The following is a 19990-nucleotide window of genomic DNA, read 5'->3' as shown; positions in this document are numbered from 1 at the left end:
GATGTTACGTATTGCCGACAAAGTCTTTGATTCACATCTGTTTACCGGAACCGGAAAATTCGCCTCCCCGCAGCTGATGGTGGATGCCATTCGTGAAAGCGGCAGCCAGCTGGTGACGCTGGCGATGAAGCGCGTGGATTTGCGTCAGCACAACGATGCCATACTTGCGCCGTTACTGGAGGCAGGCGTGACGCTCTTACCGAATACCTCCGGTGCGAAAACGGCCGAGGAAGCAATTTTCGCTGCGCAACTGGCGCGGGAAGCGCTCGGCACCCGCTGGCTGAAGCTGGAAATTCATCCGGACGCCCGCTGGCTGTTGCCCGATCCGATCGAAACCCTGAAAGCGGCAGAGAAGCTGGTGCAGCAGGGATTTACCGTTCTGCCCTACTGTGGTGCCGATCCTGTGCTGTGCAAGCGTCTGGAAGAGGTCGGCTGCGCGGCCGTGATGCCGCTGGGGGCGCCCATTGGCTCTAATCAGGGGCTCGAAACCCGTGCGATGCTGGAGATCATCATCGAGCAGGCGACCGTGCCGGTGGTGGTGGATGCGGGCATCGGCGTACCCAGTCACGCCGCGCAGGCGCTGGAGATGGGGGCCGATGCGGTGCTGGTCAATACCGCGATTGCGGTGGCCGACGACCCGGTGATGATGGCGCGTGCGTTCCGCCTTGCCGTGGAGTCCGGTCTGCTGGCTCGTCAGTCCGGCCCCGGCTCGCGCAGCGTTCAGGCGCAGGCCACCAGCCCGCTGACCGATTTTCTGGAGGCGCTCTGATGGCTACCTTTACCGATCGCTGGCGTCAGCTTAACTGGGACGATATTGCCTTACGCATCAACAGTAAAACCTCTGCGGACGTAGAGCGGGCGTTAACAGCCCGGCATTTGACGCGCGAGGATTTGATGGCCCTGCTTTCTCCGGCAGCCAGCGCGTACCTTGAACCGATGGCGCAGCGCGCGCAACGCCTCACCCGCCAGCGCTTTGGCAACACGGTGAGCTTTTACGTGCCGCTCTATCTTTCTAACCTGTGCGCCAACGACTGCACCTACTGTGGCTTCTCCATGAGCAACCGTATTAAGCGTAAAACGCTGGATGAGCATGAGATCGCCCGCGAGTGTGCGGCTATTCGTGAGATGGGTTTTGAACATCTCCTGCTGGTGACGGGTGAACATCAGGGCAAAGTGGGGATGGACTATTTTCGCCAGCATCTTCCGGCCATCCGCCGCGAATTTGCCTCGTTGCAGATGGAAGTGCAGCCTCTGTCGCAGGAGGAATATGCGGAGCTGAAAACCCTCGGGCTGGACGGCGTAATGGTTTATCAGGAAACCTACCATGAGGCGACCTATGCCCGGCATCACCTGAAAGGGAAGAAGCAGGATTTCATCTTCCGGCTGGAAACGCCGGACAGACTGGGGCGTGCCGGTATCGATAAAATTGGGCTGGGCGCGCTTATCGGTCTGTCCGACAGCTGGCGGGTGGACTGCTATATGGTGGCGGAGCATCTGCTGTGGCTACAGCAGCACTACTGGCAAAGCCGCTATTCCATCTCTTTCCCGCGGCTGCGTCCCTGTACGGGAGGCGTTGAACCCGCCTCGCTAATGGATGAACGCCAGCTGGTGCAAACCCTGTGCGCCTTTCGTCTGTTCGCGCCGGAAGTGGAATTGTCGCTCTCCACCCGTGAATCCCCCGCGTTTCGCGACCGCGCAATCCCGCTGGCGATCAACAACGTCAGCGCCTTTTCCAAAACGCAGCCGGGCGGTTACGCGGACGATCACCCGGAACTGGAACAGTTTGCACCGCACGACGGACGACGACCCGAAGCGGTGGCGGAAGCCCTGACTGCACAGGGGCTCCAGCCGGTGTGGAAAGACTGGGATAGCTGGCTGGGAAGAGCCTCGCATTAGCGCTGAAACTGTCTGCAAAAATGCGAAAAGGTTACGAGGCGGCTCGTAAGATCAACACCGGGCGATTGAGGCGATCTGCCCGGTTTTTTTATGCTTTACCACGTCAGCAACGGACGCTGACCAGGGTGAAAATGCTTCTTCCTCGTTTCGCCCTGCCCTCCGCCTCTTAAACAACATTTCAATTGATACAATAAATACGTCGTTTCTTATCTACGCTTAAGATAAATCATCTCGTCGGTAATCGCCTTCTGTATAATTTACTACCAGCAACCGGACAGCGACTATGCTGAGGGTATCGACAGACGCAACGCGTCTACCATCTGGATTGATGTACAACTCATGGCACTCCACAGTAAAAAGCTCTCTTTTACCCGGCCAATTATGGTCAGCTTCGCGGGGATCCTGTTCAGTTTCGCGCTGATCGCCATCCTGGTCATTCTTTCACAGAGAAAGGATTTTCTTGAGGATTATCATAAGATTAATGGTAACTTCACCCATAATCTGGCGGTGAACTATACCGAATCCATCCTGCGAGAAAATGACTATATACTTGGTCGCGCCGCGATGTACTTCGCCCGTAATGACAGAGTGAATCAGACAATTAATATCGACCCGACACACGGTTTACAGATGTTGATGCATTTGCAGAACCTGATGCCGACGGTGTCGTCTATCTCTCTGGCGGACACAGAAGGGCGCCATCTGCGCGCGCCGGAAGTGCTGCTAACGGAGAAGAGTAAATCGTTCGACGCCCGAACCCGCCCATGGTTTGTCGGGCAAGCGGAAGCCAGCAACTTTCCTCACTACACCCGCCCCTATCTGGACTATTTCACCCAACATCCTACGGTCACCCTCTATAAGCCGGTCATCTCACCGGAAGGCCGTCTGAAGGGCACGCTCGCTTTCCATCTTGATTTAACGTCCATGGGATATACCCTGCGCCAGATGGTGGCGCCGGTTCAGGGTGAGTTTTTTGTGGTGGAGCGTGACGGCGCCGTTGTGCTGCATCCGGACACGGGGGCGCTCTTTAAGCAGTACGTAAGCGAAGCGCTGATGGACAAAATGACCAGCGGCGAAGGCCATCTTTTCGACCCCAAAAGTAAAACCTGGTATTACTACTACTCTTTCACCAATCCGGACTGGTTTGTGATTTATCGGGTCTCCGATGCCACGCTGACCGTCATCACCCGGCATGAAACCACCGTCGTCGGCTGGGGATTTGCACTGGCGGCAATCATCATCATTCTGTTCGGGCTTTACCTTCGTCATGCCTCGCGTTCTGTGCTGATGAACATTATCAACGCCATCAAAACCGGCGACGTCAACCAGGCGCCACGCCTTGAAGCGATGCTCAGCCATACCATTCGAACCAATAAAGAACGCGAGCTGGCCTATGTCCGTCAGGCCACCCATGATGCGCTGACAGGCTGCAAAAACCGCCGTGCGTTCGACAACAATGTGGATGAGTTGCTGACTGCCCATCAACCCTTCGTTCTGGCGCTGATCGACATCGATAACTTCAAGTCCATTAACGATACCTGGGGCCACCTGAGCGGGGATATTGTGCTGCGCAACGTGGCACGCGAAGGTATTCAGATCATGCAGCCACACCACGTTTCCGTTTACCGCTACGGTGGAGAAGAGTTCGGCGTGATATTCCCGGCCGAGCTGATGAACTCCGCGCACGCGCTACTGGAAGCCTGGCGCACCGCCGTTGAGAAGAGGACCTGGCGGGAAGAGAACCTGCGAGTGACCTTCAGCGCCGGGATGGGGGAGTGGCACTTCGAACCGCTGGAGCAGTTTATCGGTAGCGTAGATGAAGCGTTGTATACCGCTAAACAACAGGGTAAAAACCGCATCGTAAGCACGGCCAGCCGATAATACCCTTCCTCAAATTCTGCCCGATCTGACGGGCAGAATGCTCTCCGCTGTAAAATTGTAACCGGTTTCAGAAAAATGCCGATTTCTTTGTGATGCCTGACACACAATCGCGGTAAAGCGGTTGTTGAAGCGGTCTGCACGGGATAATTATCAATAAACACATGTAGATCGAGGCTGACTATGAAGAACATCGTTTTATGCTGTGCAGCGGGAATGTCAACCAGCATGCTGGTTCAACGTATGAAAGATGCCGCGCAGAAAAAAGGAGTCGAAGTAACCATTAAAGCCGTTCCGGTCGCGGAGTTTAAAGATAACATCGCGACGGCTGATATCGTATTACTGGGGCCACAGGTTAAATACGAACAGGCAAAACTCCAGGCGCAGGCCGATCCGCTCGGAAAAAAGGTCGCGGTCATCGACATGATGGATTACGGCATGATGAAAGGTGATGCCGTACTGGAAAAAGCGCTCAAACTTCTGGAGTCATAATGGAAGACTTAGAAACAACGATTATGGAACTGCTGGTTAACGCAGGCGCAGCGCGCAGCGCGGCCCTGACGGCGTTACAGATGGCGCGAAAAGGCGACTTTGACGAAGCCGAGAAAGCGATGGAAGAGTCGCGTGAATATGTGAAACATGCGCATACGATCCAGACGCAGCTTATCGGTCTTGACGAAGGGACAGGAAAACTGCCGGTTAACCTGATCACCGTTCACTCTCAGGACCACCTGATGAACGCGATGGTTATTCAGGATCTGGCGGGCGATATGATTGAGCTTTATCGACGCATCCCGTTAGTGAATTGAATACACGCAGACGTAAAAAAACCCGCCGAGGCGGGTTTTTTATTTACGGCATCAACGATTACTCGTTGTCGGAACCGCCCAGACCTGCGTTCAGCAGTTCTGCAAGGCTCGCGGATGCATCTTCGGCAGTCACCTGCGGTGCAGCTGGCAGTTCGCCCGCTGCGCGACGACGCATACGATCCTGGTGGTACGCATAACCGGTACCGGCCGGGATCAGACGACCCACGATAACGTTCTCTTTCAGACCACGCAGTTCATCACGTTTACCTGCAACAGCCGCTTCGGTCAGGACACGCGTGGTTTCCTGGAACGATGCAGCAGAGATGAAGGACTCGGTTGCCAGAGACGCTTTGGTGATACCCAGCAGATCGCGCGAGAAGGTCGCACCGATTTTGCCGTTCGCTTCCAGATCGCGGTTAGCGATCTTAACGCGTGAGTATTCAACCTGCTCGCCTTCCAGGAAGTCGGAGCTGCCCGCGTTTTCGATGGTTGCTTTACGCAGCATCTGACGAACGATAACTTCAATGTGTTTATCGTTAATCTTAACGCCTTGCAGACGGTATACGTCCTGTACTTCGTTAACAATGTAACGGGTAACAGCATGCACACCACGCAGACGCAGGATGTCGTGCGGCGCTTCTGGACCATCGGAAACCACGTCACCACGTTCTACGCGTTCACCTTCGAACACGTTGAGCTGACGCCACTTAGGAATCATCTCTTCGTACGGCTCGCTGCCATCTACTGGCGTGATAACCAGACGGCGCTTACCTTTGGTCTCTTTACCGAAGGAGATGATACCGCTGATTTCAGCCAGAATCGCAGGCTCTTTCGGACGACGTGCTTCGAACAGGTCCGCAACGCGTGGCAGACCACCGGTGATGTCCTTGGTACCGCCGGATTCCTGAGGAATACGCGCCAGGGTGTCACCAGAGCTGATCTGTACGCCATCTTCCAGCTGTACAATCGCTTTACCCGGCAGGAAGTACTGCGCAGGCATATCGGTACCCGGGATCAGAACGTCGTTACCCTGAGCATCAACGATTTTCAGTGCAGGACGCAGATCTTTACCGCCGGTAGTACGTTCAGCAGAATCCAGAACCACCAGAGAAGACAGACCGGTCAGCTCGTCGGTCTGACGAGTAATGGTCTGGCCGTCGATCATGTCAGTGAAGCGGATGAAACCACTTACTTCGGTGATAACCGGCATGGTGTGTGGATCCCAGTTTGCAACGGTTTCACCGCCGGCAACCTGCTCGCCATCACCTTTCGCCATAACCGCACCGTAAGGCACTTTATAGCTCTCTTTGGTACGACCGAATTCGTCGATCAGCTTCAGCTCGGTGTTACGGGAAGTGATAACCAGTTTACCGCTGGAGTTCACAACCGACTTCGCGTTGCTGAGCTTGATGCTACCTTTGTTTTTCACCTGGATGCTGGATTCAGCAGCCGCACGAGATGCCGCACCACCGATGTGGAACGTACGCATCGTCAGCTGTGTACCCGGCTCACCGATGGACTGTGCCGCGATAACGCCGATAGCCTCACCTTTGTTGATGATGTGGCCACGCGCCAGGTCACGACCGTAGCAGTGCGCACACACACCAAAGTCGGTGTCACAGGATACAACGGAACGCACTTTCACGGAGTCAACAGAGTTCGCTTCCAGCAGGTCACACCACTGTTCGTGCAGCAGGGTGTTGCGTGGAACCAGAATGTCTGCGGTGCCCGGCTTCAGAATGTCTTCCGCGGTCACACGACCCAGTACGCGATCGCGCAGCGGCTCTTTAACATCACCACCCTCGATAACCGGGGTCATGGTGATACCTTCGAGGGTGCCACAATCGTCTTCGGTGACGACCAGATCCTGCGCAACGTCAACCAGACGACGCGTCAGATAACCGGAGTTCGCCGTTTTCAGTGCGGTATCCGCCAGACCTTTACGCGCACCGTGCGTGGAGATGAAGTACTGGAGTACGTTCAGACCTTCACGGAAGTTCGCGGTGATTGGCGTTTCGATGATGGAGCCATCTGGCTTCGCCATCAGACCACGCATACCTGCCAGCTGACGAATCTGTGCCGCAGAACCACGCGCACCGGAGTCGGCCATCATGTAGATGCTGTTGAAGGAGACCTGCTGCTCTTCTACGCCGTCACGGTTAATCACGGTTTCGGTTTGCAGGTTATCCATCATCGCTTTAGATACACGATCGTTCGCCGCAGCCCAGATATCGATAACTTTGTTGTAACGTTCGCCTGCGGTTACCAGACCAGACTGGAACTGCTCCTGGATCTCAGCAACTTCAGCTTCCGCTTCAGAGATGATCTCGTGTTTCTTCTCTGGGATGACCATGTCATCGATACCAACAGATGCACCTGAACGCGCTGCATAAGCAAAGCCGGTGTACATTGTCTGGTCAGCGAAGATAACGGTCGGCTTCAGACCCAGAATGCGGTAACAGGTGTTCAGCATTTTGGAGATCGCTTTCTTGCCCAGCGCCTGGTTGACGATGGAGAAAGGCAGACCTTTCGGTACGATCATCCACAGAATGGCACGGCCAACGGTCGTGTCTTTCAGGCTGGTGTGCGCAACGAATTCGCCGTTTTCATCTTTTTCGTATTCGGTGATACGCACTTTAACGCGCGCATGCAGAGAGGCCAGGCCAGCGCGATAAATACGCTCAGCTTCTTTCGGGCCAGTCAGCACCATGCCTTCGCCTTTGGCGTTAACACAGTCACGGGTCATGTAGTACAGACCCAATACAACGTCCTGAGAAGGAACGATGATAGGTTCACCGTTCGCTGGAGACAGGATGTTGTTGGTAGACATCATCAGCGCACGCGCTTCGAGCTGGGCTTCCAGCGTCAGCGGTACGTGAACAGCCATCTGGTCACCATCGAAGTCGGCGTTATAGGCCGCACAAACCAGCGGGTGCAGCTGGATCGCTTTACCTTCGATCAGTACCGGCTCAAATGCCTGGATACCCAGACGGTGCAGGGTTGGTGCACGGTTCAGCAGTACCGGGTGTTCGCGGATCACTTCGTCCAGGATATCCCAAACGACAGCTTCTTCACGCTCAACCATTTTCTTCGCGGCTTTGATGGTGGTGGCGAGGCCACGCAGCTCCAGCTTGCCGTAGATGAACGGTTTGAACAGCTCCAGTGCCATTTTCTTCGGCAGACCGCACTGATGCAGACGCAGGTATGGACCTACGGTGATTACAGAACGACCGGAGTAGTCAACACGCTTACCGAGCAGGTTCTGACGGAAACGACCCTGCTTACCTTTGATCATGTCGGCCAAAGATTTCAGAGGACGTTTGTTAGAACCGGTGATCGCACGACCACGACGACCGTTATCCAACAGGGCATCGACTGCTTCCTGAAGCATACGTTTTTCGTTGCGTACGATGATGTCCGGCGCAGCCAGATCCAGCAGACGTTTCAGACGGTTGTTACGGTTGATCACGCGACGGTACAGATCGTTCAGATCCGACGTTGCGAAACGACCGCCATCCAGCGGAACCAGCGGACGCAGATCTGGCGGCAGAACCGGCAGAACGGTCAGGATCATCCACTCTGGTTTGTTACCAGACTGAACGAACGCTTCCAGCAGTTTTATACGCTTGGTCAGCTTTTTACGCTTGGTTTCGGAGTTGGTTTCGTTCAGCTCTTCGCGCAGAGTTTCACACTCTTGCTCCAGATCCATGCTCTTCAGCAGTGCCTGGATAGCTTCCGCACCCATCTTCGCGTCGAATTCGTCACCGAACTCTTCCAGCGCGTCCAGATACTGTTCTTCGGTCAGGATCTGGTTACGTTCCAGATTGGTCATCCCGCCTTCGATAACCACATAAGATTCGAAGTACAGAACACGTTCGATATCGCGCAGCGGCATATCCAGCAGCAGGCCGATACGGGACGGCAGAGATTTCAGGAACCAGATGTGAGCGGTCGGAGACGCCAGCTCGATGTGGCCCATACGCTCACGGCGTACTTTGGTCTGGGTCACTTCAACGCCGCACTTCTCACAGATCACACCACGGTGTTTCAGGCGCTTGTACTTACCGCACAGGCACTCGTAATCTTTTACTGGCCCGAAAATACGCGCACAGAAAAGGCCGTCACGCTCAGGTTTGAACGTACGGTAGTTAATGGTTTCCGGCTTTTTAACTTCACCGAAAGACCATGAACGGATCATGTCTGGCGAAGCCAGAGCAATTTTGATCGCATCAAACTCTTCGGTTTTAGTTTGCGCTTTCAGAAACTTTAATAAGTCTTTCACGGATTTGCTCCCGTCGGAGTTAGCACACTCTGCTGTCGGGCGTTAACCCGACAACAGTGACCTGTTTGAGCGAGAATTACTCGTCTTCCAGTTCGATGTTGATACCCAGCGAACGAATCTCTTTCAACAGTACGTTGAAGGATTCTGGCATGCCCGGTTCCATCTGATGGTTGCCGTCTACGATGTTCTTATACATCTTAGTACGACCATTCACGTCATCAGACTTAACGGTGAGCATTTCCTGCAAGGTGTATGCTGCGCCGTATGCTTCCAGCGCCCACACTTCCATCTCCCCGAAGCGCTGACCACCGAACTGAGCCTTACCACCCAGCGGCTGCTGAGTAACCAGGCTGTAAGAACCGGTAGAACGAGCGTGCATCTTGTCGTCGACCAGGTGGTTCAGTTTCAGCATGTACATGTAACCTACGGTTACCGGACGCTCGAACTGTTCACCGGTACGGCCGTCAAACAGCGTAATCTGACCAGACGTTGGCAGACCACCCAGTTGCAGCAGCTCTTTAATTTCAGCTTCTTTTGCACCGTCGAATACCGGCGTTGCAATTGGCATACCTTTGCGCAGGTTCTCTGCCAGACGCAGCACTTCTTCATCGCTGAAGGTGTTCAGGTCGACTTTCTGACGAACGTCGGTACCCAGATCGTAGGCACGCTGGATGAACTCGCGCAGTTTCGCGACTTCCTGCTGCTGTTTCAGCATGGCGTTGATCTTATCGCCGATACCTTTCGCAGCCATACCCAGGTGGGTTTCCAGAATCTGACCGATGTTCATACGAGACGGTACGCCCAGTGGGTTCAGTACGATATCTACCGGCGTACCGTTAGCATCGTGCGGCATATCTTCGATCGGGTTGATCTTAGAGATAACACCCTTGTTACCGTGACGACCTGCCATCTTATCACCAGGCTGGATCTGACGTTTAACAGCCAGATACACCTTAACAATCTTCAGCACGCCTGGTGCCAGATCGTCGCCCTGAGTGATTTTGCGGCGTTTCGCTTCGAGTTTTTTCTCGAACTCGTGTTTCAGTTCGTCATACTGCTCAGCCAGCTGTTCCAGCTGATTCTGTTTCTCTTCGTCGGTCAGGCCCAGTTCCAGCCAGCGATCGCGTGGCAGTTTGTCGAGCTTCTCAGCTTCAACGCCACCGGCAACCAGCACCGCATAGATACGGCTGAACAGACCTGCTTCGAGGATTTGCAGTTCTTCAGACAGGTCTTTCTTAGCCTGTTTGAGCTGCATCTCTTCGATTTCCAGCGCACGCTTATCTTTCTCAACGCCGTCACGGGTGAAGACCTGAACGTCGATAACCGTACCGGAAACACCGTTTGGTACGCGCAGAGAAGAGTCTTTAACGTCAGACGCTTTCTCACCGAAGATAGCACGCAGCAGTTTCTCTTCTGGCGTCAGCTGGGTTTCGCCTTTCGGCGTGACCTTACCAACCAGAATGTCGCCGCCGGTCACTTCCGCGCCGATGTAAACAATACCGGATTCATCCAGTTTAGAGAGCGCAGCTTCACCCACGTTAGGGATGTCGGCAGTGATCTCTTCTGGCCCCAGCTTGGTGTCACGGGACACACAGGCCAGCTCCTGAATGTGGATGGTGGTGAAACGATCTTCCTGAACCACACGCTCGGAGACGAGGATGGAGTCTTCGAAGTTGTAACCGTTCCACGGCATGAACGCTACGCGCATGTTCTGACCGAGCGCCAGTTCACCGAGGTCGGTGGACGGACCGTCTGCCAGCACGTCGCCGCGCTCAACTGGCTCACCCAGAGACACACATGGCATCTGGTTAATACAGGTGTTCTGGTTAGAACGGGTGTATTTGGTCAGGTTGTAGATGTCGATACCCGCTTCGCCCGGATACATCTCGTCTTCGTTAACTTTGATAACGATACGGGATGCGTCAACGTACTGAACGGTACCGCCACGCTTAGCAACTGCTGTAACACCAGAGTCAACGGCAACAGCACGTTCCATACCGGTACCAACCAGCGGCTTATCAGCACGCAGAGTTGGAACGGCCTGACGTTGCATGTTCGCACCCATCAATGCACGGTTGGCGTCATCGTGTTCCAGGAACGGGATCAGGGACGCACCGACGGATACCACCTGCTGAGTGGATACGTCCATGTAGTCAACCTGGTCGCGGCTGAACAAGCTGGATTCGCCTTTGCTACGGCAGGTAACCAGATCTTCTACAAAGTGGCCTTCGTCATCCAGGTTGGAGTTCGCCTGAGCGATAACGTAGTTGCCTTCTTCGATAGCAGACAGGTAGTGAATTTCGTCAGTAACAACACCGTCGGTCACTTTACGATACGGGGTCTCAAGGAAACCGTATTCGTTCGTCTGTGCGTACACGGACAGGGAGTTGATCAGACCGATGTTTGGACCTTCAGGCGTTTCGATTGGACATACGCGACCGTAGTGAGTCGGGTGTACGTCTCGAACTTCAAAGCCTGCGCGTTCACGGGTCAGACCGCCTGGACCGAGTGCGGAGATACGACGTTTATGCGTGATCTCAGACAGCGGGTTGTTCTGGTCCATGAACTGAGACAGCTGGCTGGAACCGAAGAACTCTTTCACTGCCGCAGAAATCGGCTTGGCGTTGATCATATCCTGAGGCATCAGGGTATCCAGATCGCCCAGAGACAGACGCTCTTTCACCGCACGTTCTACACGTACCAGGCCAACGCGGAACTGGTTTTCCGCCATTTCGCCTACGGAACGGATACGACGGTTGCCGAGGTGGTCGATATCGTCCACTTCGCCTTTACCGTTACGGATATCGATGAGCTTCTTCATCACTTCAATGATGTCGTCTTTGCTCAGGATACCGGAACCTTCGATTTCGTCGCGCAGCAGAGAACGGTTGAACTTCATACGACCAACCGCGGACAGATCGTAGCGGTCTTCGGAGAAGAACAGGTTCTCGAACAGGCTTTCAGCCGCTTCGCGAGTTGGTGGCTCACCAGGACGCATCATGCGGTAGATTTCGACCAGCGCGCTCAGACGATCGTTGGTTGGGTCGACGCGTACAGTCTCAGAGATGTACGGACCGTGGTCGAGATCGTTGGTGAACAGCGTTTCGATACGTTTGTGGCCAGCCTGACTCAGCTTAGCCAGCAGATCCAGGCTCAGCTCCATGTTCGCCGGGCAGATCAGCTCGCCAGTTGATTCATCAACGTAATCTTTCGCGGCTACTTTTCCTGCAATGTATTCAACCGGAACTTCGATGTGTTTGATATCATCTTTTTCCAGCTGGCGGATGTGGCGCGCGGTGATACGGCGACCTTTTTCCACATATACTTTGCCGTCGGCTTCGATGTCGAACGACGCGGTCTCACCACGCAGACGTTCCGGCACCAACTCCATCTGCAACTTGTTGTCGCGGATTTCAAAGATCACTTTCTCAAAGAACAGGTCCAGGATCTGCTCAGTGGTATAGTTCAGTGCACGCAGAATGATGGTTGCAGGCAGCTTACGACGACGGTCGATACGGACAAACAGGTTGTCTTTTGGATCGAATTCGAAGTCCAGCCATGAACCACGGTAAGGAATGATGCGTGCGTTATACAGTACTTTACCGGAAGAGTGCGTTTTACCTTTATCGCTGTCGAAGAAGACGCCCGGGCTACGGTGCAGCTGGGAAACGATAACACGCTCAGTACCGTTGATAACGAAAGTACCGTTGTCCGTCATGAGTGGAATTTCACCCATGTAGACTTCTTGTTCTTTAATGTCTTTTACGGTGCCTTCCGGCGCTTCGCGCTCGTAGATCACCAGACGCAGTTTTACGCGCAGCGGTGCGGAATAGGTCACGCCACGGATCTGACATTCCTGAACGTCAAACACCGGTTCGCCAAGGCGGTAGCTGACGTACTGCAGCTCGGAATTACCGCTGTAGCTCTGAATCGGGAACACGGAACGGAAGGCTGCTTCCAGGCCGTACTGCCCTTCAGGATCTTGCTCGATAAACTTCTGGAACGAGTCAAGCTGGATAGAAAGGAGATATGGAATGTCCAGAACTTGTGGACGTTTACCAAAATCCTTACGAATACGTTTTTTCTCGGTATAGGAGTAAACCATAGGGTTCCTCAGCTCGCTGACAAGTCGACCCATCTGTCCGACGAAGGGACAGTTTGTGCAACACCATTTTGTGGACCGGAAAATTGAATACTTTCCGCAATACCTGTTGCTATCACGCTTAAACCATTTCATTGCGATTTACACAGAGCGAGCACCCTGTCGCAGTATATTAAGTCGTCGATAGAAACAAGCATTGTCAGGACAACCAGCAGTCAAACAGTGTGAAATGCTGCTGATGCCTTACAGCGCAAAAAGGCTGGTGACTAAAAAGTCACCAGCCATCAGCCTAATTGCTTAGGCTGCAACCAGAAAAGTTGGCTTATTTAACTTCAACTTCAGCGCCAGCTTCTTCCAGAGATTTTTTCAGTGCTTCTGCGTCGTCTTTGCTCACGCCTTCTTTCAGCGCAGCTGGAGCAGATTCTACCAGGTCTTTAGCTTCTTTCAGACCCAGGCCAGTTGCGCCACGTACTGCTTTGATTACAGCAACTTTGTTCGCGCCAGCAGCTTTCAGAATTACGTCGAATTCAGTTTTTTCTTCAGCAGCTTCAGCCGGGCCCGCAGCTACAGCTACAGCAGCAGCAGCAGAAACACCGAATTTTTCTTCCATTGCAGAAACCAGCTCTACAACGTCCATTACGGACATAGCTGCTACTGCTTCAATGATTTGATCTTTAGTGATAGACATTTAAATTGTTCCTGAAAATCAGAATAAGTTTATACGTAAGCAAATGCTTTATAAAGATAACTGCGATTAAGCAGCTTCTTTCGCATCGCGTACAGCAGCCAGAGTGCGAACCAGTTTGCCAGCCGCAGCTTCTTTCATGGTTGCCATCAGGCGTGCAATTGCTTCTTCGTAGGTCGGCAGGGTTGCCAGGCGATCGATTTGCGATGCCGGGATCAACTCACCTTCAAAGGCTGCAGCTTTGACCTCAAATTTTGCATTCGCTTTCGCGAACTCTTTGAACAGACGAGCAGCAGCGCCCGGGTGTTCCATAGAGTATGCAATCAGGGTCGGACCAACAAACGTGTCTTTCAGGCACTCGAACTGAGTACCTTCAACTACGCGACGCAGCAGGGTGTTACGAACAACACGCATGTATACGCCAGCTTCACGACCTGCTTTACGCAGTTCAGTCATTTTGTCTACAGTAACGCCACGGGAATCCGCAACTACTGCAGACAGCGCGCCTTTGGCTACTTCGCTGACTTCAGCAACAATCGCTTGTTTGTCTTGAAGATTTAAAGCCATTAGCTTTGCTCCTGGATGTTTGCCGGAACTCATGTTCCGGAACTCACTTCACTCGACCCAACGGGAAGAGCGTCTTAATACGGTGAGCAGAAACAAGCCAGAGTATTTAAAATAATCTTAGCGTTCTGTCACCGTCTACGCAGGGGATTAAGTTTCTTGCGAAACACCTGCGGTCTTCGACGGAGGCCTGGATAGGCCAGGCTCCAACGAACAATTCTTTTAGCCGCTAACTTTTGTTAGCAAACGTGGGGGTAAGATTGTAGACAAAATCACCGCCCACGTAAAGGCATTAGTTTGCAGCAGCGCTCAGGCCAGCCTGGTCAACTGCAACACCTGCACCCATGGTGGTGGAGATGCTAACTTTCTTGATGTACACGCCTTTCGCCTGAGTTGGTTTTGCTTTTTTCAGCGCAACCAGCAGAGCTTCCAGGTTTTCTTTCAGTTTGTCAGCGTCAAAGTCCACTTTACCGATGGTGGTGTGGATGATGCCGTTTTTGTCGTTACGGTAACGAACCTGACCTGCTTTAGCGTTCTTAACCGCTTCAGCAACGTTAGGAGTTACAGTACCCACTTTCGGGTTTGGCATCAGACCGCGTGGACCCAGAACCTGGCCCAGCTGGCCAACAACGCGCATTGCATCTGGAGAAGCAATAACAACGTCAAAGTTCATTTCGCCTTTCTTGATCTGATCAGCCAGATCTTCCATACCTACCAGTTCAGCGCCGGCAGCTTTAGCAGCTTCAGCGTTTGCACCCTGAGCAAATACAGCTACGCGTACGGAACGGCCAGTACCGTGTGGCAGTACAGTTGCGCCACGAACGTTCTGATCGGATTTACGAGCGTCGATGCCCAGGTTAACGGCAACGTCAACGCTTTCAACGAACTTAGCAGTTGCCAGTTCTTTCAGCAGAGCGATAGCTTCGTTGATGTCGTACTGTTTGGTCGCATCAACTTTGTCACGGATCACGGACATGCGCTTGGTCAGTTTAGCCATTTCTTAGTCCTCCACTACCAGGCCCATGGAACGTGCAGTACCTTCGATGGAGCGAGTCATCGCTTCAATGTCGGAACCAGTCATGTCGGCAGCTTTGGTCTGCGCGATTTCCTGCAACTGAGCGCGGGAAATTTTACCCACTTTGTCTTTGTTCGGCTTACCGGAACCAGACTTGATGCCCGCTGCTTTCTTCAGCAGAACTGCTGCTGGAGGGGTTTTGGTAACGAAAGTGAAAGAACGGTCAGCGTAAACAGTGATTACAACTGGGATTGGCAGACCTTTCTCCATGGATTCAGTTTTGGCGTTGAACGCTTTACAGAATTCCATGATGTTCACACCCTGCTGACCCAGAGCTGGACCAACTGGTGGACTTGGGTTCGCCATACCTGCTGCAACCTGCAGCTTGACGTAGGCTTGTACTTTCTTAGCCATTCTAAAATCCTCTGATTGGGTAATAACGCCTCGGAGAGGCTCCCCGTGAATAAAATTCGTTTTACGGGTCGGGACCCATAAAAACAAAAGGCGCGAAATTGTATTCCAATCTCGCGCCCTGTGCAACGATTAAATCGTCGCTTTTTTGATCGCTGCTTAGGCTTTTTCTACCTGAGCAAAGTCCAGCTCTACCGGGGTCGCACGACCAAAGATAGAAACGGAAACTTTCAGGCGGGACTTCTCGTAGTCCACTTCTTCGACGACGCCATTGAAGTCAGCAAACGGACCGTCGTTAACACGAACCATCTCACCCGGTTCAAACAGCGTTTTCGGACGCGGTTTATCACCAACCTGCTGGAGGCGGTTCATAATCGCATCAACTTCTTTGTCGCTGATTGGCGCCGGACGGTCAGATGTGCCGCCGATAAAGCCCATCACGCGTGGTACGCTGCGCACCAGGTGCCAGCTCGCGTCGTTCATCACCATCTGAACCAGCACGTAACCCGGGAAGAATTTACGCTCGCTTTTGCGACGTTGGCCGCCACGGATCTCAACCACTTCTTCGGTCGGAACCATAACTTCGCCAAATAACTCTTCCATATTGTGTAATTTGATATGCTCACGCAGCGACGTAGCTACGCGGCCTTCAAAACCGGAAAACGCCTGAACGACGTACCAGCGCTTTTTAGGGGCTTCAGACATCTCAGAACCTCAGGCCAGTGATAAAGGATACCAGGCGAACCAGAATACCATCCAGTCCCCACAGGATCAGTGACATTACAGCGGTTACCGCCGCTACAATCAGCGTGGTGTGCAATGTTTCCTGGCGAGTCGGCCAAATGACCTTGCGGACTTCGGTACGCGCTTCGCGGGCAAACGCAACGGTCGCTTTGCCTTTCGTCGTCAACAGCGCGACACCACCCGCCGCAGCAATCAGAATTACCACTGCAAGCGCGCGTAGCGGCAGCATCATGTCACGATAAAGATAGTTGCCGACAATCGCCACAATCAGCAGCACGGCTACAACTACCCATTTCATCGCTTCCAGGCCGCGCCCGCTCCCTTGAGCTTCGGTATTCGCACTCATAAACCAACCTGTCAGAAGTATTCTACAAACATTTTCACCCCGCGAGTGCGAGGCAAACCAATCGAAATGCTATTCGCTTTTCGTATTATACGCTCTCCGCAGAGCCTGTCTCAGCAATGATTATGACAAAATTAATCACTGATGAGCCAGGTTCTGATGTGAAAGCGTGCAAAAAGGGCATCAAATGATGCCCTTTTATTGCGCATTGCGTCAAATGTTATCAGCGATTAGCCGAGAACTTTAGCAACAACGCCCGCGCCAACGGTACGGCCGCCTTCACGGATTGCGAAACGCAGACCGTCGTCCATCGCGATTGGGTGGATCAGAGTCACAACCATCTTGATGTTGTCGCCTGGCATTACCATCTCTACGCCTTCTGGCAGTTCGATGGTACCGGTCACGTCAGTTGTACGGAAGTAGAACTGTGGACGGTAGCCTTTGAAGAACGGAGTATGACGGCCGCCTTCGTCTTTGGACAGAATATACACTTCAGATTCGAACTTGGTGTGTGGCTTGATTGAGCCTGGCTTCGCCAGAACCTGACCACGTTCGATTTCTTCACGTTTGATACCACGCAGCAGAACACCAACGTTCTCACCAGCACGGCCTTCGTCCAGCAGTTTGCGGAACATTTCAACGCCAGTACAGGTAGACTTCGCAGTCTCTTTGATACCAACGATTTCAACTTCTTCGCCAACCTTGATGATACCGCGCTCTACACGACCGGTAACAACGGTACCACGACCGGAGATGGAGAATACGTCTTCGATTGGCAGCAGGAATGGCTTGTCAATCGCACGCTCTGGTTCTGGGATGTAAGAATCCAGGAAGCCAGCCAGTTCGATGATTTTCGCTTCCCACTCTGCGTCGCCTTCCAGCGCTTTCAGCGCGGAACCACGAACGATTGGGGTGTCGTCGCCTGGGAAATCGTACTGAGACAGCAGTTCACGAACTTCCATCTCTACCAGTTCCAGCAGCTCTTCGTCATCAACCATGTCGCATTTGTTCAGGAACACGATGATGTAAGGAACGCCTACCTGACGACCCAGCAGGATGTGCTCACGAGTCTGAGGCATAGGGCCGTCAGTCGCAGCAACAACCAGGATCGCGCCGTCCATCTGCGCAGCACCGGTGATCATGTTTTTAACATAGTCGGCGTGGCCTGGGCAGTCTACGTGTGCGTAGTGGCGAGTCGGGGTGTCATACTCAACGTGAGAGGTGTTGATGGTGATACCACGAGCTTTTTCTTCTGGTGCGTTATCGATCTGGTCGAAAGCACGAGCAGCACCGCCGTAGGTTTTAGCCAGTACGGTAGTGATTGCAGCGGTCAGCGTTGTTTTACCATGGTCAACGTGGCCGATAGTACCGACGTTAACGTGCGGTTTTGTACGTTCAAACTTTTCTTTAGACATCGATTGTCCCTCTAAGACACGGATAAATCGGTGATATCACCACATCAACCAGGCGAAAATGCCTGAACTGTTGAATACATTTACATTGAAACAGAGAGAAAGGGAGGGAGAAGTGAAGTGGTGCTGATACCCAGAGTCGAACTGGGGACCTCACCCTTACCAAGGGTGCGCTCTACCAACTGAGCCATATCAGCACGTATTGGAGCGGGCAGCGGGAATCGAACCCGCATCATCAGCTTGGAAGGCTGAGGTAATAGCCATTATACGATGCCCGCATCCTGAAACTCGGCTACCCAGTTCTTTCTGTAACAAAAAAAGAGATTTCTCTCTTTTCTGTTCGAGCTGGTCAATTTTTCCAACCAGCTCCGGCGGCGTTGACGCTGCCAGAAAGTGGTGGTGGGGGAAGGATTCGAACCTTCGAAGTCTGTGACGGCAGATTTACAGTCTGCTCCCTTTGGCCGCTCGGGAACCCCACCGGACTTGATGGTGCCGACTACCGGAATCGAACTGGTGACCTACTGATTACAAGTCAGTTGCTCTACCTACTGAGCTAAGTCGGCATCAAGTAGCGCGCATTCTATGGAGACCTGCGCAGTCATGCAACTAAAAAATTGCATAAAACGTTCTTTCGCTCACATTTTATTCGAAACCAGGGCTAACCGCTGTAAATTCATCCGCTCACGGTTAAAAATTCAACATGAACGCCTGATTTCGGCACGCTATAGCCCCAGGTGATGCCTGCCCGGTTAAGCATCGCTTTCCCATATTTTTTCTTATTATTCCTCTCATCTGGTGTTAACCTCCTGCCCATTGTCCAAAATTAACTATGTGATGAGCCCGCACCCGCCGTTTCGTGATGGTTCACAGAAGCATGCTTATGAGCAAAAAAGAGCAAACGTTAATGACGCCCTATCTTCAGTTTAACCGTAGCCAGTGGGCAGCCCTGCGTGACTCCGTCCCTATGACACTGACGGAAGGTGAAATCGCACGGCTAAAAGGGATAAACGAAGATCTCTCACTGGAAGAGGTGGCAGAAATCTATCTCCCCCTCTCTCGCTTGCTTAACTTCTATATCAGCTCCAATTTGCGTCGTCAGGCCGTACTGGAACAATTCCTCGGCACGAACGGTCAACGTATTCCTTATATCATCAGTATTGCGGGTAGCGTGGCAGTGGGTAAAAGTACCACCGCGCGCGTGCTACAGGCGCTGCTGAGCCGCTGGCCGGAACACCGCAGCGTGGAGCTGATCACCACCGACGGCTTCCTGCATCCCAACGAGGTGTTGAAAGAACGCGGTCTGATGAAAAAGAAGGGCTTCCCGCTCTCTTATGATATGCACCGCCTGGTAAAGTTTGTCTCCGATTTAAAATCAGGCGTACCTCACGTCACCGCGCCGGTTTACTCGCATCTGATCTACGACCGCATCCCGGACGGTGACAAAACGGTTGTGCAGCCCGACATCCTGATTCTGGAAGGCTTAAACGTCCTGCAAAGCGGGATGGATTACCCTCACGATCCGCATCATGTGTTTGTCTCTGACTTTGTCGATTTCTCAATTTATGTCGATGCGCCGGAAGATTTGCTGCAACGCTGGTATATCAACCGCTTCCTGAAGTTCCGCGAAGGGGCGTTCACCGACCCGGATTCCTACTTCCACAACTACGCCCAGCTCTCTGAAGAAGAGGCTATCAGCGTGGCGACCGGGCTGTGGAATGAGATCAACTATGTCAACCTCAAAGAGAACATCCTGCCGACTCGCGAACGTGCAAGCCTGATCCTCACCAAGAGTGAGAAACACGCCGTCGACCAGATTCGTTTACGGAAGTAGATCTCAGACGTAAAAAAA

At 53.0% G+C, this 19990-nt stretch carries 15 protein-coding genes and 4 tRNA genes; 6 read left to right on the top strand and 13 right to left on the bottom strand.

What is annotated here, in order from left to right:
* Position 1: 1 nt before the first annotated feature.
* The 5 genes from thiG to ACOTW6_RS10260 all read left to right on the top strand — a co-directional run bounded on the left by thiG (position 2) and on the right by ACOTW6_RS10260 (position 4583).
* Complete coding sequence (gene thiG / locus ACOTW6_RS10280) at positions 2-769, top strand: thiazole synthase (RefSeq protein ID WP_023302917.1); 768 nt, start codon at positions 2-4, stop codon at positions 767-769.
* Positions 769-1896: a 2-iminoacetate synthase ThiH gene (gene thiH / locus ACOTW6_RS10275; RefSeq protein WP_062933850.1), complete on the top strand. Its 1128-nt coding sequence runs from the start codon at positions 769-771 to the stop codon at positions 1894-1896. The genes thiG and thiH overlap by 1 nt, the downstream gene beginning before the upstream one ends.
* Before the next feature lie 339 nt (positions 1897-2235).
* Positions 2236-3777 carry a sensor domain-containing diguanylate cyclase gene (locus ACOTW6_RS10270; protein ID WP_062933851.1) on the top strand — a complete coding sequence of 514 codons (1542 nt, stop codon included), beginning with the start codon at positions 2236-2238 and terminating at the stop codon, positions 3775-3777.
* Positions 3778-3957: 180 nt separating this feature from the next.
* A complete protein-coding gene (locus ACOTW6_RS10265; RefSeq protein WP_010425948.1) occupies positions 3958-4266 on the top strand; it encodes a PTS sugar transporter subunit IIB in 309 nt (102 codons plus the stop codon).
* The gene (locus tag ACOTW6_RS10260) at positions 4266-4583 is read left to right on the top strand and encodes a PTS lactose/cellobiose transporter subunit IIA (protein WP_003862327.1); all 318 of its coding nucleotides are present in this window, start codon (positions 4266-4268) and stop codon (positions 4581-4583) included. The genes ACOTW6_RS10265 and ACOTW6_RS10260 overlap by 1 nt, the downstream gene beginning before the upstream one ends.
* 58 nt (positions 4584-4641) lie before the next feature.
* Here ACOTW6_RS10260 and rpoC read toward each other — a convergent pair whose 3' ends face one another.
* The 13 genes from rpoC to ACOTW6_RS10195 all read right to left on the bottom strand — a co-directional run bounded on the left by rpoC (position 4642) and on the right by ACOTW6_RS10195 (position 18704).
* On the bottom strand, positions 4642-8865 hold the full coding sequence (gene rpoC / locus ACOTW6_RS10255) for a DNA-directed RNA polymerase subunit beta' (protein WP_022650200.1): 4224 nt from the start codon (positions 8863-8865) through the stop codon (positions 4642-4644).
* Between the two features lie 76 nt (positions 8866-8941).
* Complete coding sequence (rpoB, locus tag ACOTW6_RS10250) at positions 8942-12970, bottom strand: DNA-directed RNA polymerase subunit beta (protein ID WP_008503453.1); 4029 nt, start codon at positions 12968-12970, stop codon at positions 8942-8944.
* Between the two features lie 319 nt (positions 12971-13289).
* Entirely contained in the window at positions 13290-13655 is a 366-nt protein-coding gene (gene rplL / locus ACOTW6_RS10245) for a 50S ribosomal protein L7/L12 (RefSeq protein ID WP_002445276.1), read from the bottom strand.
* A 66-nt stretch (positions 13656-13721) separates the two neighbouring features.
* Entirely contained in the window at positions 13722-14219 is a 498-nt protein-coding gene (rplJ, locus tag ACOTW6_RS10240) for a 50S ribosomal protein L10 (protein WP_003862338.1), read from the bottom strand.
* 289 nt (positions 14220-14508) lie between these two features.
* Complete coding sequence (gene rplA / locus ACOTW6_RS10235) at positions 14509-15213, bottom strand: 50S ribosomal protein L1 (RefSeq protein ID WP_006810530.1); 705 nt, start codon at positions 15211-15213, stop codon at positions 14509-14511.
* Between the two features lie 3 nt (positions 15214-15216).
* Positions 15217-15645, bottom strand: coding sequence for a 50S ribosomal protein L11 (rplK, locus tag ACOTW6_RS10230; RefSeq protein ID WP_003862340.1), 429 nt, complete (start codon positions 15643-15645; stop codon positions 15217-15219).
* A gap of 156 nt (positions 15646-15801) precedes the next feature.
* Complete coding sequence (nusG, locus tag ACOTW6_RS10225) at positions 15802-16347, bottom strand: transcription termination/antitermination protein NusG (RefSeq protein WP_003862341.1); 546 nt, start codon at positions 16345-16347, stop codon at positions 15802-15804.
* A 1-nt stretch (position 16348) separates the two neighbouring features.
* A complete protein-coding gene (gene secE / locus ACOTW6_RS10220) occupies positions 16349-16732 on the bottom strand; it encodes a preprotein translocase subunit SecE (protein ID WP_003862342.1) in 384 nt (127 codons plus the stop codon).
* A gap of 227 nt (positions 16733-16959) precedes the next feature.
* Positions 16960-18144 carry an elongation factor Tu gene (gene tuf, locus ACOTW6_RS10215; protein ID WP_023323999.1) on the bottom strand — a complete coding sequence of 395 codons (1185 nt, stop codon included), beginning with the start codon at positions 18142-18144 and terminating at the stop codon, positions 16960-16962.
* A 118-nt stretch (positions 18145-18262) separates the two neighbouring features.
* Positions 18263-18338 (bottom strand) — tRNA-Thr (locus tag ACOTW6_RS10210).
* 6 nt (positions 18339-18344) lie between these two features.
* A tRNA-Gly gene (locus ACOTW6_RS10205) sits at positions 18345-18419 on the bottom strand.
* 116 nt (positions 18420-18535) lie between these two features.
* Positions 18536-18620: transfer RNA gene (locus ACOTW6_RS10200), tRNA-Tyr, on the bottom strand.
* Between the two features lie 8 nt (positions 18621-18628).
* A tRNA-Thr gene (locus ACOTW6_RS10195) sits at positions 18629-18704 on the bottom strand.
* A 317-nt stretch (positions 18705-19021) separates the two neighbouring features.
* On the opposite strand from ACOTW6_RS10195, the gene coaA reads away from it, so the two are divergent.
* Entirely contained in the window at positions 19022-19972 is a 951-nt protein-coding gene (coaA, locus tag ACOTW6_RS10190; protein WP_015569977.1) for a type I pantothenate kinase, read from the top strand.
* Positions 19973-19990: the final 18 nt, after the last annotated feature.

Origin of the sequence: Enterobacter cloacae complex sp. IR5403, from assembly GCF_049238705.1 — a bacterium.
GTDB classification, from domain to species: domain Bacteria; phylum Pseudomonadota; class Gammaproteobacteria; order Enterobacterales; family Enterobacteriaceae; genus Enterobacter; species Enterobacter hormaechei_C.
Note: the sequence above shows the minus strand (reverse complement) of the source record. Positions and strands in the feature narration are given on the sequence as shown.

What these genes read in the sequence shown, in the direction of transcription:
- thiG (WP_023302917.1), top strand. Translation starts at nt 2, where the DNA reads ATGTTACGTATTGCCGACAAAGTCTTTGATTCACATCTGTTTACCGGA.
- thiH (WP_062933850.1), top strand. Translation starts at nt 769, where the DNA reads ATGGCTACCTTTACCGATCGCTGGCGTCAGCTTAACTGGGACGATATT.
- ACOTW6_RS10270 (WP_062933851.1), top strand. Translation starts at nt 2,236, where the DNA reads ATGGCACTCCACAGTAAAAAGCTCTCTTTTACCCGGCCAATTATGGTC.
- ACOTW6_RS10265 (WP_010425948.1), top strand. Translation starts at nt 3,958, where the DNA reads ATGAAGAACATCGTTTTATGCTGTGCAGCGGGAATGTCAACCAGCATG.
- ACOTW6_RS10260 (WP_003862327.1), top strand. Translation starts at nt 4,266, where the DNA reads ATGGAAGACTTAGAAACAACGATTATGGAACTGCTGGTTAACGCAGGC.
- rpoB (WP_008503453.1), bottom strand. Translation starts at nt 12,970, where the DNA reads ATGGTTTACTCCTATACCGAGAAAAAACGTATTCGTAAGGATTTTGGT.
- rplL (WP_002445276.1), bottom strand. Translation starts at nt 13,655, where the DNA reads ATGTCTATCACTAAAGATCAAATCATTGAAGCAGTAGCAGCTATGTCC.
- rplJ (WP_003862338.1), bottom strand. Translation starts at nt 14,219, where the DNA reads ATGGCTTTAAATCTTCAAGACAAACAAGCGATTGTTGCTGAAGTCAGC.
- rplA (WP_006810530.1), bottom strand. Translation starts at nt 15,213, where the DNA reads ATGGCTAAACTGACCAAGCGCATGTCCGTGATCCGTGACAAAGTTGAT.
- rplK (WP_003862340.1), bottom strand. Translation starts at nt 15,645, where the DNA reads ATGGCTAAGAAAGTACAAGCCTACGTCAAGCTGCAGGTTGCAGCAGGT.
- nusG (WP_003862341.1), bottom strand. Translation starts at nt 16,347, where the DNA reads ATGTCTGAAGCCCCTAAAAAGCGCTGGTACGTCGTTCAGGCGTTTTCC.
- secE (WP_003862342.1), bottom strand. Translation starts at nt 16,732, where the DNA reads ATGAGTGCGAATACCGAAGCTCAAGGGAGCGGGCGCGGCCTGGAAGCG.
- tuf (WP_023323999.1), bottom strand. Translation starts at nt 18,144, where the DNA reads ATGTCTAAAGAAAAGTTTGAACGTACAAAACCGCACGTTAACGTCGGT.
- coaA (WP_015569977.1), top strand. Translation starts at nt 19,022, where the DNA reads ATGAGCAAAAAAGAGCAAACGTTAATGACGCCCTATCTTCAGTTTAAC.